Annotated in this window: 14 protein-coding genes, 2 tRNA genes and 2 rRNA genes; 4 read left to right on the plus strand and 14 right to left on the minus strand. The window is 56.8% G+C overall.

Features of this window, described 5'->3' with window-relative positions; genetic code table 11:
• Positions 1-57 precede the first annotated feature (57 nt).
• On the plus strand, positions 58-432 hold the full coding sequence (nirD, locus tag HJD22_RS17130; RefSeq protein ID WP_208655891.1) for a nitrite reductase small subunit NirD: 375 nt from the start codon (positions 58-60) through the stop codon (positions 430-432).
• 124 nt (positions 433-556) lie between these two features.
• Here nirD and HJD22_RS17135 read toward each other — a convergent pair whose 3' ends face one another.
• The 4 genes from HJD22_RS17135 to HJD22_RS17150 all read right to left on the minus strand — a co-directional run bounded on the left by HJD22_RS17135 (position 557) and on the right by HJD22_RS17150 (position 2,365).
• Positions 557-997, minus strand: coding sequence for an IS3 family transposase (locus HJD22_RS17135; protein WP_208655890.1), 441 nt, complete (start codon positions 995-997; stop codon positions 557-559).
• 16 nt (positions 998-1,013) lie between these two features.
• Complete coding sequence (locus tag HJD22_RS17140) at positions 1,014-1,364, minus strand: IS3 family transposase (protein ID WP_208655889.1); 351 nt, start codon at positions 1,362-1,364, stop codon at positions 1,014-1,016.
• A gap of 2 nt (positions 1,365-1,366) precedes the next feature.
• Positions 1,367-1,738 carry a transposase gene (locus HJD22_RS17145; RefSeq protein ID WP_208655888.1) on the minus strand — a complete coding sequence of 124 codons (372 nt, stop codon included), beginning with the start codon at positions 1,736-1,738 and terminating at the stop codon, positions 1,367-1,369.
• A 99-nt stretch (positions 1,739-1,837) separates the two neighbouring features.
• Positions 1,838-2,365: an MltR family transcriptional regulator gene (locus HJD22_RS17150; RefSeq protein WP_217267786.1), complete on the minus strand. Its 528-nt coding sequence runs from the start codon at positions 2,363-2,365 to the stop codon at positions 1,838-1,840.
• Positions 2,366-2,474: 109 nt separating this feature from the next.
• On the opposite strand from HJD22_RS17150, the gene HJD22_RS17155 reads away from it, so the two are divergent.
• Entirely contained in the window at positions 2,475-3,266 is a 792-nt protein-coding gene (locus HJD22_RS17155) for a hypothetical protein (RefSeq protein WP_208656101.1), read from the plus strand.
• Positions 3,267-3,308: 42 nt separating this feature from the next.
• On the opposite strand, the gene radC is transcribed toward HJD22_RS17155, so the two are convergent.
• The 10 genes from radC to HJD22_RS17205 form a co-directional block, all read right to left on the minus strand.
• Positions 3,309-3,818 carry a DNA repair protein RadC gene (gene radC, locus HJD22_RS17160; protein WP_208656100.1) on the minus strand — a complete coding sequence of 170 codons (510 nt, stop codon included), beginning with the start codon at positions 3,816-3,818 and terminating at the stop codon, positions 3,309-3,311.
• 442 nt (positions 3,819-4,260) lie between these two features.
• Complete coding sequence (locus HJD22_RS17165) at positions 4,261-5,544, minus strand: hypothetical protein (protein ID WP_208656099.1); 1,284 nt, start codon at positions 5,542-5,544, stop codon at positions 4,261-4,263.
• 14 nt (positions 5,545-5,558) lie between these two features.
• Positions 5,559-6,236, minus strand: coding sequence for a TIGR02391 family protein (locus HJD22_RS17170; protein ID WP_217267787.1), 678 nt, complete (start codon positions 6,234-6,236; stop codon positions 5,559-5,561).
• Positions 6,237-6,402: 166 nt separating this feature from the next.
• Positions 6,403-6,708 (minus strand): DNA-binding transcriptional regulator, encoded by a 306-nt coding sequence (locus tag HJD22_RS17175; RefSeq protein WP_182246418.1) that lies wholly within the window; start codon positions 6,706-6,708, stop codon positions 6,403-6,405.
• On the minus strand, positions 6,689-7,072 hold the full coding sequence (locus HJD22_RS17180) for a type II toxin-antitoxin system RelE/ParE family toxin (protein WP_208656098.1): 384 nt from the start codon (positions 7,070-7,072) through the stop codon (positions 6,689-6,691). Before HJD22_RS17180 ends, HJD22_RS17175 begins: the two co-directional genes overlap by 20 nt.
• 160 nt (positions 7,073-7,232) lie before the next feature.
• Positions 7,233-8,432 carry a site-specific integrase gene (locus HJD22_RS17185; protein ID WP_208656097.1) on the minus strand — a complete coding sequence of 400 codons (1,200 nt, stop codon included), beginning with the start codon at positions 8,430-8,432 and terminating at the stop codon, positions 7,233-7,235.
• Positions 8,433-8,837: 405 nt separating this feature from the next.
• Positions 8,838-8,953: ribosomal RNA gene (rrf, locus tag HJD22_RS17190) — 5S ribosomal RNA — on the minus strand.
• A gap of 125 nt (positions 8,954-9,078) precedes the next feature.
• A 23S ribosomal RNA gene (locus HJD22_RS17195) occupies positions 9,079-11,981 on the minus strand.
• Between the two features lie 214 nt (positions 11,982-12,195).
• Positions 12,196-12,271 (minus strand) — tRNA-Ala (locus HJD22_RS17200).
• Positions 12,267-12,326 (minus strand) — tRNA-Met (locus tag HJD22_RS17205). Before HJD22_RS17205 ends, HJD22_RS17200 begins: the two co-directional genes overlap by 5 nt.
• Positions 12,327-12,559: 233 nt before the next feature.
• Between HJD22_RS17205 and betI the strand changes: the two genes are divergently transcribed.
• Both betI and betB read left to right on the plus strand, forming a co-directional pair.
• Entirely contained in the window at positions 12,560-13,150 is a 591-nt protein-coding gene (betI, locus tag HJD22_RS17210; RefSeq protein ID WP_217267788.1) for a transcriptional regulator BetI, read from the plus strand.
• Between the two features lie 33 nt (positions 13,151-13,183).
• On the plus strand, positions 13,184-14,662 hold the full coding sequence (gene betB / locus HJD22_RS17215; RefSeq protein ID WP_208657053.1) for a betaine-aldehyde dehydrogenase: 1,479 nt from the start codon (positions 13,184-13,186) through the stop codon (positions 14,660-14,662).
• The last annotated feature ends 29 nt before the right edge of the window (positions 14,663-14,691 follow it).

A 14,691-nucleotide genomic window follows, 5' to 3' on the forward strand; every position in this document is an offset into this window, starting at 1 on the left:
AGGCCGGCCAACACGCAACGGCCCGGCGCCGCCGCCCTGACTTTGGAGGAGAACCACATGAGCACCGCAACTGCACTAAAGGAAGAGACCGCCGTGAGCTTGCAAACGATCTGCACCAAAGCCGATCTGGTTGAATTCTCTGGCGTTGCCGCCTGGATCGAAACCGAGCAGGGCCCGGCTCAGGTAGCGATCTTCTTCCTGCCCGATCGCGACACCGAGCTCTACGCCATCGACCACCGCGACCCCTTCTCCGGCGCCAACGTGATCGCCCGCGGCATCGTCGGCGATATCAAGGGCGAGCCGGTGGTCGCCTCCCCCGTCTACAAGCAGCACTTCCGCCTGGAAGATGGCCAGTGCGTGGAAGACGAGAGCGTGAAACTGCGCACCTGGCCGGTGCACTTCGATGGGGACAAGGTGGTGATCGAGGTGTGAGATTACCGCCTTTGGGAAAGAGAAAAGCCGCCGATGCTGGGGAAGCGTCGGCGGCTTTTCACGTGGCTGGAAGCGGCGCAAAGACCGTCCCAGTCCCCAAGGGTGGACTTGTGGACACGCCCCATCAGTTAACCTCCTCGAACTCTACCGGAGTCCGGTAACCAAGGCCACTGTGCAGCCGATGGCTGTTATAATAGCCATCAATATAGCCCTTTATATGTTTTCGTAACTGACGCAACGTCATGAAGCTGGTGGCGTGCAGCAATTCTCCCTTCAGCGTTTTAAAGAAGGACTCCACTTCGGCATTGTCGGTGCATTGTCCCGGGCGGTTCATGCTGTGCCGTACCCGGTGTTGATTCAGCAGCACCTGGGTCTTGTGAACCCGGTACTCGATGCCGCGATCCGTATGGAACAGCGGGTCAGGTGCTGGATTCCTGCTTGTGAAGGCCTCGCGCAGCGTGGCTCGGGCAAAGTCTCCACTCAGCCTTTCTCCCAATCGCCAGCTGATGATTCGACGTGAGAAGAGGTCCAGGACCACCGCCAGAAAAACGTATTTCTTACCCAACTTGATGTAGGTGACGTCACTGCTCCACTGACTGGTTTACCGCAACCGGCTTTTTGGCCTCGAGCCGGTAATTTGGCAGGGCTTTCAGGTCGTCCCGACGTTTGCTCAGGCGGCGATAGACACGCGTGACTCGGGCCTTCATACCCCATTCCCTCATCAGTCTGGCCACCCGGTTCTCACCCACTACAAGACCTTCTCGGCGCAGGGCCTGATAGACCCGGGGACTGCCATAACGGCCCTTGCTGGCGTTGTAGACTCTGCGGACCTTCAACAGCAGGTCTGCATTTTCAGCGTCTCTCTGGCTGGGCTTCCGGTTTGCCCAGGCGTAGTAGCCAGACCGAGAGATGTTCAGGTGGCGACACAGCACCTTTACCTCGTGCTGTCCTCGGTGTTTCCAGACGAACCGGAACGCTTCCGTCGTTCCTCTGCCTGAAAACGTTGAAACTTTTTTAGGATGTCATTCTCCTCCTCAAGCTCCGATACGCGGCGCTTCAGACGAGCGACCTCATCCTGCTCCTGGATCTTCTGCTTAGCATCAGGCGGGGCTTTCTTGACCCGTTTCATGGCGAACTGTCCCTCTCGGTATTCCTTTCGCCAGCGTGACAGCATGAAGGGGTGGATATCCAGTGCTTCAGCCACTCCCTGGACGCTCCGGTGGGCCTGGTGGCTCCACTCCACCGCTTTGACTTTGAACTCGGTGCTATAGCGTTGCGTTTTCTTCCCCGTGATCATCTCGGGCATCGGTTCTCTCCTGTTGGGGAGTTATCGATGCGTGTCCACTGGAGTGGGGGAAGTCCACGTCCGGCAACAGCCATTTGTTAGGGATTTCTGTCCCCCACGCTATCGTTGCTGTAGAGGCTTTGATTCAGTCCTCTTTTGACAACGCTCGCCTTCAATTTCAGAAATACGGTTGCTTAGCACCAGCAATAAACGCGCGCAGCCCGCTGAATAAAAATGTCGTGCCTCAAACGTAGCAGCATCACCAACCGTCTTACTATAGAGGTCCTCGCACTTGCTTCGAAAGCTTTGGCCCTCGAGCGAAATCCCTACTTTGTGCGCAAAGTCATTTCTTATGGTTCGCACTTTATTAATAGCCTGCATCTCATCTTTCGCGATCAGCCCCAACGAAAAAGCAACCTTGGTACGAGAAGAAAACGACGTCAGTGGACCGCTAGGCCCGTCACGCAAAACTTCTTGAGTCACTTTGTCCTCGACCAAAAAGCGCTCTAACAGCCTAGATAGCATCTCGTCGAGCATTGCAGCCCACACAAGAACGAGACCACGTTCGGTGCCACTCGCGTTCTCTCGATTGGCTTCATCAAGAAATTGGTTAATGTCATGCTGTAAAGCTCCCGCTTTTAGTTGCACTGCTGATTAGAGTTTTCCAATTGGTTGTATTTCGCCTTGCGCTAGTGTAAGCCGGAGAACTCTAATTGCGAATGCCGCTATTTTAGGGGAGGGTTACAAAATAGGAACAATGAATCCACAGCAGATCTGCGAAGACTTTCTCCGAAAAGAAATTCGTTACAACAGCGAACATCATATCCTGCCAAGCGAAAGCGCCGTCGCGGATCGGCTGCTAGATCGTGGGATTGAGATGAAGCACGTCTATGAAGAACTGCATGGAAAGCTTCACCTCCACCCACCAGCACTCTCGCTCCTCCTTGGTTTGGTTCTGAGTGCAGCCGCGTTCTGGAGCCCGGAGAAAATACAGAGGGCGCGAACTGCGCGAGACGATCTCACCAAAACCAATCACCAAATTGCAAAGAAGGCGACAGAGTTAGCAATGCTGCTGGAGCGACGTTCTGACCTGCATAATACATCTGGCTTTAGTAGTGCTACTCACTATCACGTCTGCGCCGTGCTTGAGGCTGCCTCCCAGCACAATTATCTATTCACGTCTTATGTACAGAATCGCCTGGATGCTTTGAGAGGACAGTTTGACCTCAAATATTGGCCTTCGCTGAGCGATTTCGTGCAGGTATTGGCATTAGATGCGAAGACCGCCAACATGACTGCAACGGATCCCTTGACCGCTGCCGCAACTGCGGCAGTCCGTGCATCCAAGGCAGATTTCTTCAAAGCGCTGTTCGCTGCTATTGAGGAGAACTGCGCCGATAATTACGGCCGCTTACCAAACGGCTTCAAGCTTTCCGACCGGGCACTGGCCTCACTAGGCAACTGCGCATTGGATCTTGACCCCGACGACTTGGTCGATGATGCATATATCAAACGATTCCGGCAGCGTGAACGCAGTGGAGCCAAGTAGCAAAGTCCGGCGAAGCAAAAAAGGGGGCCGAAGCCCCCTGGGTCAGATCAGGCCACGTTCGGCAAAGGACATAGTATCGCTACCGGCGACAATGACATGATCCAGCGAGCGTACATCCACCAGCGCCAGAGCCTCCTTGAGCCGATTGGTGATGGCTTCATCGGCACGGCTCGGCTCGGAATTTCCGCTGGGGTGATTATGCGAGAATATCACCGCCGCCGCATTGAGCCTCAGGGCCTCCTTGACCACCTCGCGTGGATACACCGAAGCACTGTCGATGGTGCCCCGGAACATCTCGGTGTATTCGATCAGGCGATGCTGCGAGTCGAGGAAGAGTACCGCAAAGACTTCGTGCTCGAAACCAGCCAGCTTGGCACACAGGTACTCTTTGACGAGTGCCGGTGAGGTGAAGGACATACCCCGCTGTATTTTCTGGTCGATGACCTGACGCGCGGCGTCAAGAATCTGATCTACCGACGCCTGCAGGTAGCGCCCTTGCGCGTCACGGACCAGCAGAGAGGAATCGAACGAGGAAAAGGACAGTTGTGTCATGATCGTGCTCCGGTTGCTCGGGCGGAATTGCCCGGAACCGGCGTCAGCACGGCGCAGCGCAAGCTGTCATAGGGTCATGAACGGCCATGGCCGCAAGCGTGCAAGCACGCGCAGCCCTTGACGGCGAGAACGCCGTGGTACGGTGAACGGAACAGCAAGACCGCCCATACCTACCCACTACACACACTCGCCCTTGGCAAGCGGAGCGCGCAGGCCCTTATGGGCCGGAGGCGTCAGGGATCAAAGCCAGATGGCCGCGATTCGGAACGAAGCGCGGGGCGTAGCCCGCGAGCCCGACAGCGGCACGCCGGGATGCAAATCTTGGGTGTGGATAAATTTCAAATAGTGTTCTGTATGCCACACTCGCATGGTGCCAAGCACCATGCAACGTCAGTCACGTAGGAAGCCTGGCTTGGCTACGCCGGAGTACTCATAAGGGGTTTCACACCTCGTGGCGGGCTGCTGTGCGATTATGTCTGAGATCTGAAACTACGGCGATCAACCTATTGACCGGCTCGGCCAATCGTTTCGGTAATACACGATGCTCGGAAAATTTTTTTTCATTGGCAATCCAGCGCTTCGCAACCCATATATCGTCTTCGGGGTGATTGTTGTCCACTCCGTTGCAATACTTGTAGCCAACAAGTGCATCGGTATGCGATAGCAGGATACGGGCCATGGTCATGTGAAAACGGTGCGCCTGAAGATCTGCTGGCCCCTTGGGGCGAGGAAGCGTCAGGCGAAGACATTTCTGATCATTGAAGTCCCTCCAGTCAGGCCCAACAACCTGCCCGGCACGCTCCAGCATCTTACGGGCCTGGTCGTTCTTACCATTGACTATCGCCACAGCAACAGTTCCCTTCGAATACTCCAGCTTTTCAGCCAGTAGATTCATCCAGTTCACCAGTTTGTTCAGTGTTTTATCGTCGGCAAACACCAGAAACTGATGGCGCTGCTCGTCGTCGAGAAACGCCGGCAATTGCGCATAGAGTGGGTATAGCAAGTCATGGAGATAGATGTAGGTCTGCCGGCGCCCTTGCTCATGGCTGCGGGTGGTCGCAGTCAATACCCGCTGTGCCCATTCCGGCGTAAGTTCGGGCAGGGTCATTTCGGTGATATCGATGGAGATGAGTGGGAAGCCGAGCGACTTTCCGATCAACGCCTTGCGACCGTCAAAGGCATGGCCAAGTTCGATTTCAACACCGCCAAGCACCATCGGCTCAGCCTGGACCGGCGGCCCAAGCACAGCCACGTCGAGCCGGAACTTGCTGCCAAAAGGCGTCTCTAGGGGATGTTCATTTGCCACTCGGTCGGCGCCAAGCAGCAAGTTCCCCTCCAGCGGATAATCCGATGAGTCCACATCCTTGAACGACCAGGGCATTGCAAGCCCAGCACGCAAGCGCCTTGAGAGTTCGTCCGCGACAAGTACTTTCGCCCGCCGGTGTTCGGGGCTTTCTTGCACAACACGCCACCGGCTGGCTTCTTCATCATCGAAGTGCGCTTTAGGGTTAAAGGTGTGTTGGGCAGGGAGTACCCGAAAATGGGATCGCCGACGCAATTTTCCATTTTCAAAAGAGGGGCTGACCCACGTCACCATCTGTCGCGATCCGTCGGGAGAGACTAATGGCCAAAGCTTGCGCGCATGTTCACGGCTGCGTACACCACGTGCCAGGATTGTGGTTTGGAAAACTCCTTTCCGGGAGAAAACTACAATCGCCTCGTCCATTTTCTCTTCCCCGGTTACGCCGATACGGCAGCTAGTCTCGTGGCACTATCCAACTTACGATGAACCAGCGATACCAGCGTCAGGATGTCCAAGGCGTCCTGTTCGGACATAGGCCAATTCGTTTTCGCGGCATGGGCAAGCGGATTGCGTACCGCCCCAAACAGACCGATCAGCAGGTTTACAAAGCCTCTCTGCTCGCTTTTTTCAGACTCCGTACTCAGTGTCTTCAAGACAAGTACAGGTTGCTGACCGCCAAATGCCTTATTCACAAGGTCAGCACCATCGCCACTCAGACCCGAGAGCTGGCGAATCCGCTCGGCAACGCCCTTGGTCGCTTCAAATACCGCGTGAAAATAGTTCTCGTCCATGAGTTCTGCGCGACAGTAGTTCAGGACTTCTACATGCACAGCGCGACTTTCCAGCGCCGCCTTGAGTCGCCCGGCTCGTGCACGGGCTTCGTCCAGCGTATTGGCCTTATCGGCATATCCGACTTTGCCATCTTCACGCACATAGAAACCCGAGAAAGCCAAAACAACATTGAGTTCATCGCGGCGCCAGGCAAATGTCCCAGGATTGCTTGCGTAGCTCACGGGATTCATCGCGCGATTGATGAACATGATGAGATGGTTACCAACCTGATGCTGGTTCTGAGCGCCAGCCAACGCATTGAACAGCCGTTTCCATTTGGTCATGTCCGGGGATGAGTCGGCTACCTGGATCTCTTGTAACAACCGCCCGATCTGCGTGCCAGTCAGACCTTGTGCGGTGTCGGCAAGAACGCGGCAGGCAGCTTCCAGGTGCTGGGAGCTGAACGGGGCAATTTATGACGCCACTATCTGTATCTCCGTCTTACACTCATCAGATAATGGCCTGCAAGCCCTTGTCAGCGATGACGTTGAGCAGCTTGAGCGCCGGGCCGGCTGGGTGCGTTTCACCCTGTTCCCACTTGCGTACCGTCGAGGCGGTGGTGTGCAGATGATGGGCGAACACTGGCTGACTGAAGTGCAGCGCTTCACGCAGACGCTTGATGTCGTCGGCGCTGAACTCGCGCACCGGCGGCGGGCAGATCGCGTCGAATTCACGCATCGTCACTTTGCTGATCGCGCCGGCGTCGTGCAATGCGGCCAGATCACCGCGCAGGGATTCAATGATTTTGCTCGTCACAACACACCTCCAGTAGAACACCAGCCTGCAATGCCTTCACCAACTCCTTGGCCGATAGCTCTAGAAATACCTTGCCGGCATATTGCAGCGCTTTTTTCTCGTCCCGCGTGATGTTCGCCTTGTCGCTTTTCGGGAACCCATGCAGGAATACATAACGGTGGCCAACACGGGCTGATAACAAGGTGCGGTAGCCACCGCTCTTACCCGCACCAGGGCGGGCGACCCGCTTCTTGTAAAGGTGGCCACCCAAATCGGCATCAATCAGCCCACTCTCCATTTCCTGGACCGCCTTGCACAAGACTGTATCGGACAGTTTCTCGGCAGTTTGCCACCGCGCAAAGTCCTTTCGCTTCAAGACGTTCATACCCGTCCACCATCAAAACTATACCCGTAACGGGCATGATTGTCTAGCCCTTGCAAGTGGCAAGTCGCCACCCATCCCCAGAGGTCGTCCATGTCCAATAGTCGCAACGTTGTTGCGACTATTGGGTCGGCAAACCCGAACGCCGGGATACTCAGCCTGTTCATACGGAAGCCCCCTTGGCGTGTGGAGCCCCTGTAATCGTCTTGCGCCGGTTTGCCACCAGTTCGGCTGCCTCACGCACCGGATCATCCTCGGTGTGGATATAGCGCATGAACATGGTCACCGTCTTATGCGCGGTCAGCACCATGCCGACCTTGACCGGGATACCCGAGTTAGCGATGTCGGTAGCCGAGCGGTGGCGGATGCCGTGGGTGCCAACGTGAGGTACGCCAGCCGCTTTGAGCGTCCGGGTCCAACCGCCGTAGTACTCCCCATAGGTCAAGTGGGTAAGCGGGTTGCGCGGCGACGGCAGGACATAACGTGCACCGGGCTGCCGAGGCGCAGTGGAAAGCAGCCGATAGGCTTCCTCGCTCATGGGTTTGGACATACCACCGGTCTTGCTGTCGGGCCAGACCACCCGGCGGTTCTCCAGGTCAATCCATTCCCATTCGAGTAGCACGATTTCGGAACGCCGGGCAGCAAACTCGAATTGCAGACGGATCGCCAACGGGACGACATAGGGCACCAAGCCCTCGGCCTCGACTTGGTCAAGGTGCTTGAATAGCTTGGCCATTTCTTCGTCTGTAATGAGGCGAGTGGTCTTTCCCCCGGTATACAGCGGAACGTGTCGGCACGGGTTCGAGCCATCAGGTCGATAGCCCCAAATCTCAGCCAGGTTGAACATCTTACGTAGGACAGATAGCGCCTTGTTTGCCTCACCCGGCTTGTAATCCAGTTTTTTCATCATCGCCGCCACGTCAGCGCGCTTCACATCCTGTACCTTCATACGACCCAGGATTGGAATGATGTTGCGGTCAATATTGCCTTGGTAGCCTCTCTGAGTGCTGGGTTTGTTGCGGTGCTTGGAGTAGTCCTCCATGAACTTCACACACAGTTCCTTGACCGTCGGCGCTTTGCGCGCTTCGGCCTTGGCAGCTCCGGGATCGCCACCCCGGCGTACCTCAGCCAACCAACTCTGTGCCAATGAGCGGGCTTGCTCAACGGTCAATTCTCCGTACAAACCCAATGCAGGCTTGCGCCGCTCGCCGGCGTTGGTCCGATACTGGAGCATGAAGACTTTGCGACCGGCCGGTGTAATCTTGCACAGGAAGCCGGGAACGAGGGTGTCACGCAGCTCGACGGGCTGCGCTTGGGGTTGTGCCGCATCGATTGCGGACTTGGTGAGCTTGATCTTGGCCATAGCTGACTCCTTGGAAAGACCCGTTTCCAGGAGCCTGTTAGGAGCCAAGCGGATGGAAGCCGGGTCAAATTTCGGAAAGCACCGGCATATGATGAATTAGCCTAAGTTTTTGATAAACTTGCTGTAGAGAGCTTAGGCGTAGTCCAGCGAAGTACGGTGCTGGAGTCATGCTGAAATAAAAAAGCCCCGTGCGGTGAGCACGGGGCGTTGCGATGGATGCCTGGCGATCGGGCCGGCCATAAAAAAGCCCCGTGCGGTGAGCACGGGGCGTTGCGATGGATGCCTGGCGATCGGGCCGGCCATCCGGCGACCGGCGCTCCGGGACGCTCCCTGGAAGCCCCGTGGGTTTTGTTTCGCGCAATAAAATACCCCAGCTTCGGCAGAAGCTGGGGTACGGGGATAAGTGCCTGACGATGACCTACTCTCACATGGGGAGACCCCACACTACCATCGGCGCTGAGCGGTTTCACTGCTGAGTTCGGCAAGGGATCAGGTGGTTCCCGCACGCTATGGTCGTCAGGCGTAACTGGTGATGACGTCGCATGCGGCGTCATCGCAATCTAAATCATGCCAACCGTGATCGTCTCTGCGGCGTGGCCGCGCGTATCCGTCAATTGCGCGTAATGCGCAGACCCCTTGGGGTTATATGGTCAAGCCTCACGGGCCATTAGTACACGTTAGCTCAACACATTGCTGTGCTTCCACACCGTGCCTATCAACCAGCTGGTCTCGCTGGGCCCTTCAGGAGGCGCAAGGCCTCAGGGAAGTCTCATCTTGAAGGGGGCTTCCCGCTTAGATGCTTTCAGCGGTTATCCTGTCCGCACATAGCTACCCGGCAATGCCACTGGCGTGACAACCGGAACACCAGAGGTGCGTCCACTCCGGTCCTCTCGTACTAGGAGCAGCTCTTCTCAAACTTCCGACGCCCACGGCAGATAGGGACCGAACTGTCTCACGACGTTCTAAACCCAGCTCGCGTACCACTTTAAATGGCGAACAGCCATACCCTTGGGACCGACTTCAGCCCCAGGATGTGATGAGCCGACATCGAGGTGCCAAACACCGCCGTCGATGTGAACTCTTGGGCGGTATCAGCCTGTTATCCCCGGAGTACCTTTTATCCGTTGAGCGATGGCCCTTCCATACAGAACCACCGGATCACTAGAACCTACTTTCGTACCTGCTCGACGTGTCTGTCTCGCAGTCAAGCACCCTTATGCTCTTGCACTCAATGCACGATTTCCAACCGTGCTGAGGGTACCTTCGTGCTCCTCCGTTACTCTTTAGGAGGAGACCGCCCCAGTCAAACTACCCACCACACACTGTCCTCGACCCGGATAACGGGTCTGAGTTAGAACGCCAATGATGCCAGGCTGGTATTTCAAGGTTGGCTCCGCCCGAACTGGCGTCCGGGGTTCATAGCCTCCCAGCTATCCTACACAAGCAACATCAGCATCCAGTGTGAAGCTATAGTAAAGGTTCACGGGGTCTTTCCGTCTAGCCGCGGGTACACAGCATCTTCACTGCGATTTCAATTTCACTGAGTCTCGGGTGGAGACAGCGTGGCCATCATTACGCCATTCGTGCAGGTCGGAACTTACCCGACAAGGAATTTCGCTACCTTAGGACCGTTATAGTTACGGCCGCCGTTTACCGGGGCTTCGATCAGGAGCTTCGCCCGAGGGCTAACACCATCAATTAACCTTCCGGCACCGGGCAGGCGTCACACCCTATACGTCCGCTTGCGCGTTTGCAGAGTGCTGTGTTTTTAATAAACAGTTGCAGCCACCTGGTATCTTCGACCGCGTCGGGCTCGAGGAGCGAGTCCTGTCACCCTAATGCGGCGTGCCTTCTCCCGAAGTTACGGCACCATTTTGCCTAGTTCCTTCACCCGAGTTCTCTCAAGCGCCTGGGTATTCTCTACCTGACCACCTGTGTCGGTTTGGGGTACGGTCTCACATGGTCTGAAGCTTAGAGGCTTTTCCTGGAAGCGTGGCATCGATGACTTCCAGACCGTAGTCTGTTCGTCTCGTGTCTCGGCATTCTTACTTAAAAGAGTGATCCGGATTTTCCTAAATCACTTGCCTACTCACTTTCACCAGGACAACCAACGCCTGGCTCACCTAGCCTTCTTCGTCCCCCCATCGCAACCATGTCAGGTACGGGAATATTAACCCGTTTCCCATCGACTACGCGTTTCCGCCTCGCCTTAGGGGCCGACTCACTCTGCTCTGATTAGCATAGAACAGAAAACCTTGGTCTTCCGGCGGGGGAGTTTTTCACTCCCCTTGTCGTTACTCATGTCAGCATTCGCACTCGTGATACCTCCAGCAGGCTTCTCAACCCACCTTCATCGGCTTACACGACGCTCCTCTACCGCTCATCCTAAGATGAACCCGTAGCTTCGGCACCTGGTTTGAGCCCCGTTACATCTTCCGCGCAGGCCGACTCGACTAGTGAGCTATTACGCTTTCTTTAAAGGATGGCTGCTTCTAAGCCAACCTCCTAGCTGTCTGAGCCTTCCCACATCGTTTCCCACTTAACCAGGATTTTGGGGCCTTAGCTGACGGTCTGGGTTGTTTCCCTTTTCACGACGGACGTTAGCACCCGCCGTGTGTCTCCCACGCTTGCACTCACCGGTATTCGGAGTTTGCCTCGGGTTGGTAAGCCGGGATGGCCCCCTAGCCGAAACAGTGCTCTACCCCCGGTGGTGATACGTGAGGCGCTACCTAAATAGCTTTCGAGGAGAACCAGCTATCTCCGGGCTTGATTAGCCTTTCACTCCGATCCACAAGTCATCCAAATCTTTTTCAACAGATCCTGGTTCGGTCCTCCAGTTGATGTTACTCAACCTTCAACCTGCTCATGGATAGATCGCCCGGTTTCGGGTCTATTTCCAGCGACTGGTCGCCCAGTTAAGACTCGATTTCTCTACGCCTCCCCTAGTCGGTTAAGCTCGCCACTGAAAATAAGTCGCTGACCCATTATACAAAAGGTACGCGGTCACAGAACGTGTCTGCTCCCACTGCTTGTACGCATACGGTTTCAGGATCTATTTCACTCCCCTCGCCGGGGTTCTTTTCGCCTTTCCCTCACGGTACTGGTTCACTATCGGTCAGTCAGGAGTATTTAGCCTTGGAGGATGGTCCCCCCATGTTCAGTCAAGGTTTCACGTGCCCCGACCTACTCGATTTCACGCGACTCAGATTTAAGCTACGGGACTATCACCCACTATGGTCGGCCTTCCCAGGCCGTTCGCCTATCAGTTGTCGTGCTTAAGGGCTGGTCCCCGTTCGCTCGCCGCTACTAGGGGAATCTCGGTTGATTTCTTTTCCTCAGGGTACTTAGATGTTTCAGTTCCCCTGGTTCGCCTCCCAACACCTATGGATTCAGTGTGGGATACCCAGCTTACACTGGGTGGGTTTCCCCATTCAGAAATGCCCGGGTCACAGGTTGTTTGCCACCTCACCGAGCCTTATCGCAGGCTACCACGTCTTTCGTCGCCTCTGACTGCCTAGGCATCCACCGTATGCGCTTAATCGCTTGACCATATAACCCGAAGGGGTCTACCCGACCGGGTCTGGCCTACGATTACGTTCGACAATTGCCGGATACGCTTGAGACGTATCACGTCGTTCTCTCCTTGCGGAGAAAACGTGTCAGCATGATTTACATTGTTAAAGAGCGACTGTTCGAAAACAGTGATAAGCACAACCGCGTTGCGTTTATCACTGGTCACGATGGCGGACTGTTCGAGGGGGCGTGGTGGAGCCAAGCGGGATCGAACCGCTGACCTCCTGCGTGCAAGGCAGGCGCTCTCCCAGCTGAGCTATGGCCCCAGATTCGAACAGGGGACCCCATCATTATGAGTGATGTGCTCTAACCAGCTGAGCTACGTAGCCATCCGTATAAGGCGTACATCGCAACGCCCAAACAACGGGGCAGGATTATGCATGCAAGACAAGGAGATGGCAAGCTCGACCTTCTCACCGAAGGGCAAAAAGAGCGGTTCGCCATCGCCTTGTTTTTATTGATTGAGCGTTCAATAAAAAAAAGTATAATGAGCAACCTAGACACCAGCAAGACGTTACGCAACCCGCTGCATGATTCCGAACAGGAGCCGACCAATGCCGAAAGTGGGAATGGAGCAGATTCGCCGCCAGCAACTGATCCAGGCCACCATGGAGGCCATCGACGAAGCGGGGCTCGCTGATGCCACCGTGCTGCGCATTGCCCGCCTGGCCGGTGTTTCGGCAGGCATCATCAGTCACTATTTCGATGGCAAGGAGGGCTTGCTGGAAGCCACCATGCGCCAGATTCTCTACGATCTTGGCCAGGCCGTGGCCAGGCGCCGCCAAGCACTCCCCGAAAAGAGTCCACGTGCACATCTGCGCGCCATCATCGATGGCAACTTCGACCGCAGCCAAACCAGCCAGTCGGTCATGAAGACCTGGCTCGCCTTCTGGGCCAGCAGCATGCACCGCAAGCCGTTGCAACGGCTGCAGTACGTCAACGATCGCCGGCTCTTTTCCAACCTTTGCTATCAATTTCGCCAATGCATGCCCAAGGAAGAAGCGCGCCGTGCAGCCAGCGGTCTGGCCGCGATGATCGACGGCCTGTGGTTGCGAGGCGCATTGGCGCCTGCCGAGCTCGATGTCGAACGTGCACGTCGACTGGCCTATGACTACCTTGACGGACAACTTGCCGGGCGTACCTAACCGCGCTTGCTCATCTTTTTTTAGGAGACTCCCATGGCAACACTCGACCTCCAGCAACTCTATCTCGATGGCAAGCGCGTCGACGCGAGCTCCGGCGAACGCTTTCAGGTCATCAATCCCTATGACGGCTCGCTGCTCGCCGAGGTTCAGTACGCCTCTCAGGAGGATGTCGATCACGCCGTCGCCTCGGCACGCCAGGGTCAGAAAGTCTGGGCTGCGATGACCGGCATGCAGCGCTCGCGCATCATGCTGCGCGCCGTCGCGCTCTTGAGGGAGCGCAATGACGAGCTGGCCAAGCTCGAGACGCTCAACACCGGCAAGCCGATCGCCGAGACCGCCTCGGTGGATGTGGTCACCGGCGCCGACGCGCTGGAGTACTATGCCGGTCTCGCGCCCGCCATCGAGGGCACGCAGATTCCGCTGCGAGAAAGCTCCTTCGTCTATACCCGTCGCGAGCCGCTCGGCGTGGTCGGTGCCATCGGTGCCTGGAACTATCCGATCCAGATCGCCTGCTGGAAAGCCGCGCCGGCGCTTGCCGCCGGTAACGCCGTGGTCTTCAAGCCCAGCGAAGTGACTCCGCTGTCGGTGATGAAGCTCGCCGAGATATTCACCGACGCCGGCCTGCCGGATGGGGTATTCAACGTGGTACATGGCGATGCCCGCGTCGGCCAGATGCTCACCGCTCATGAAGGCATCGATAAAATCTCCTTCACCGGCGAAGCCGGGACCGGCAAAAGGGTGATGGCCGCCGCCGCCAGCTCGAGCCTGAAGGACGTGACCATGGAACTCGGCGGCAAATCGCCGATGATCGTATTTGGCGATGCCGACCTCGATCGCGCCGCCGATGCGGCGATGATGGCCAACTTCTACTCCAGCGGCCAGATCTGCACCAATGCCACCCGCGTCTTCGTGCACCGCTCCATCAAGACGCGCTTCGAAGCCAAGCTCAAGGAGCGCATCGCGCGCATCAAGGCCGGTAACCCGCTCGATCCCGGCGTCAATTTCGGTCCGCTGGTCAGCTTCGAGCACCAGCAGAAGGTGCTCTCCTATATCGAGCTGGGCAAGCAGGACGGCGCCACGCTGCTGACCGGTGGCGAGGGCATGGACCCGAAAGAAGGCGAGGATTTCACCCAGGGGGCCTGGGCGCCTGCGACGCTGTTCACCGACTGCACGGACGAGATGCGCATCGTGCGCGAGGAGATCTTCGGCCCGGTCATGTCGCTGCTCGCCTTCGACGACGAGGATGAGGTGATCGAGCGAGCCAACGCCACGCGTTTCGGCCTGGCCGCCGGCGTCTTCACCGAGAGCCTGAACCGGGCGCACCGTACCATCCATCGTCTGGAGGCGGGAATCTGCTGGATCAATACCTGGGGCGAGTCCCCCTCCGAGATGCCGGTGGGCGGGTACAAGGAGTCAGGCGTGGGTCGTGAAAACGGCATTGCGACATTGGATCACTACACCCAGATCAAGTCCATACAGGTGGAGATGGGGCCGTTCCAGTCCGTCTTTTGAGCCTCGCTTGCACACGTTTCACCTGTCGA

Origin of the sequence: Halomonas sp. TA22 (genome assembly GCF_013009075.1) — a bacterium.
Lineage (GTDB): Bacteria > Pseudomonadota > Gammaproteobacteria > Pseudomonadales > Halomonadaceae > TA22.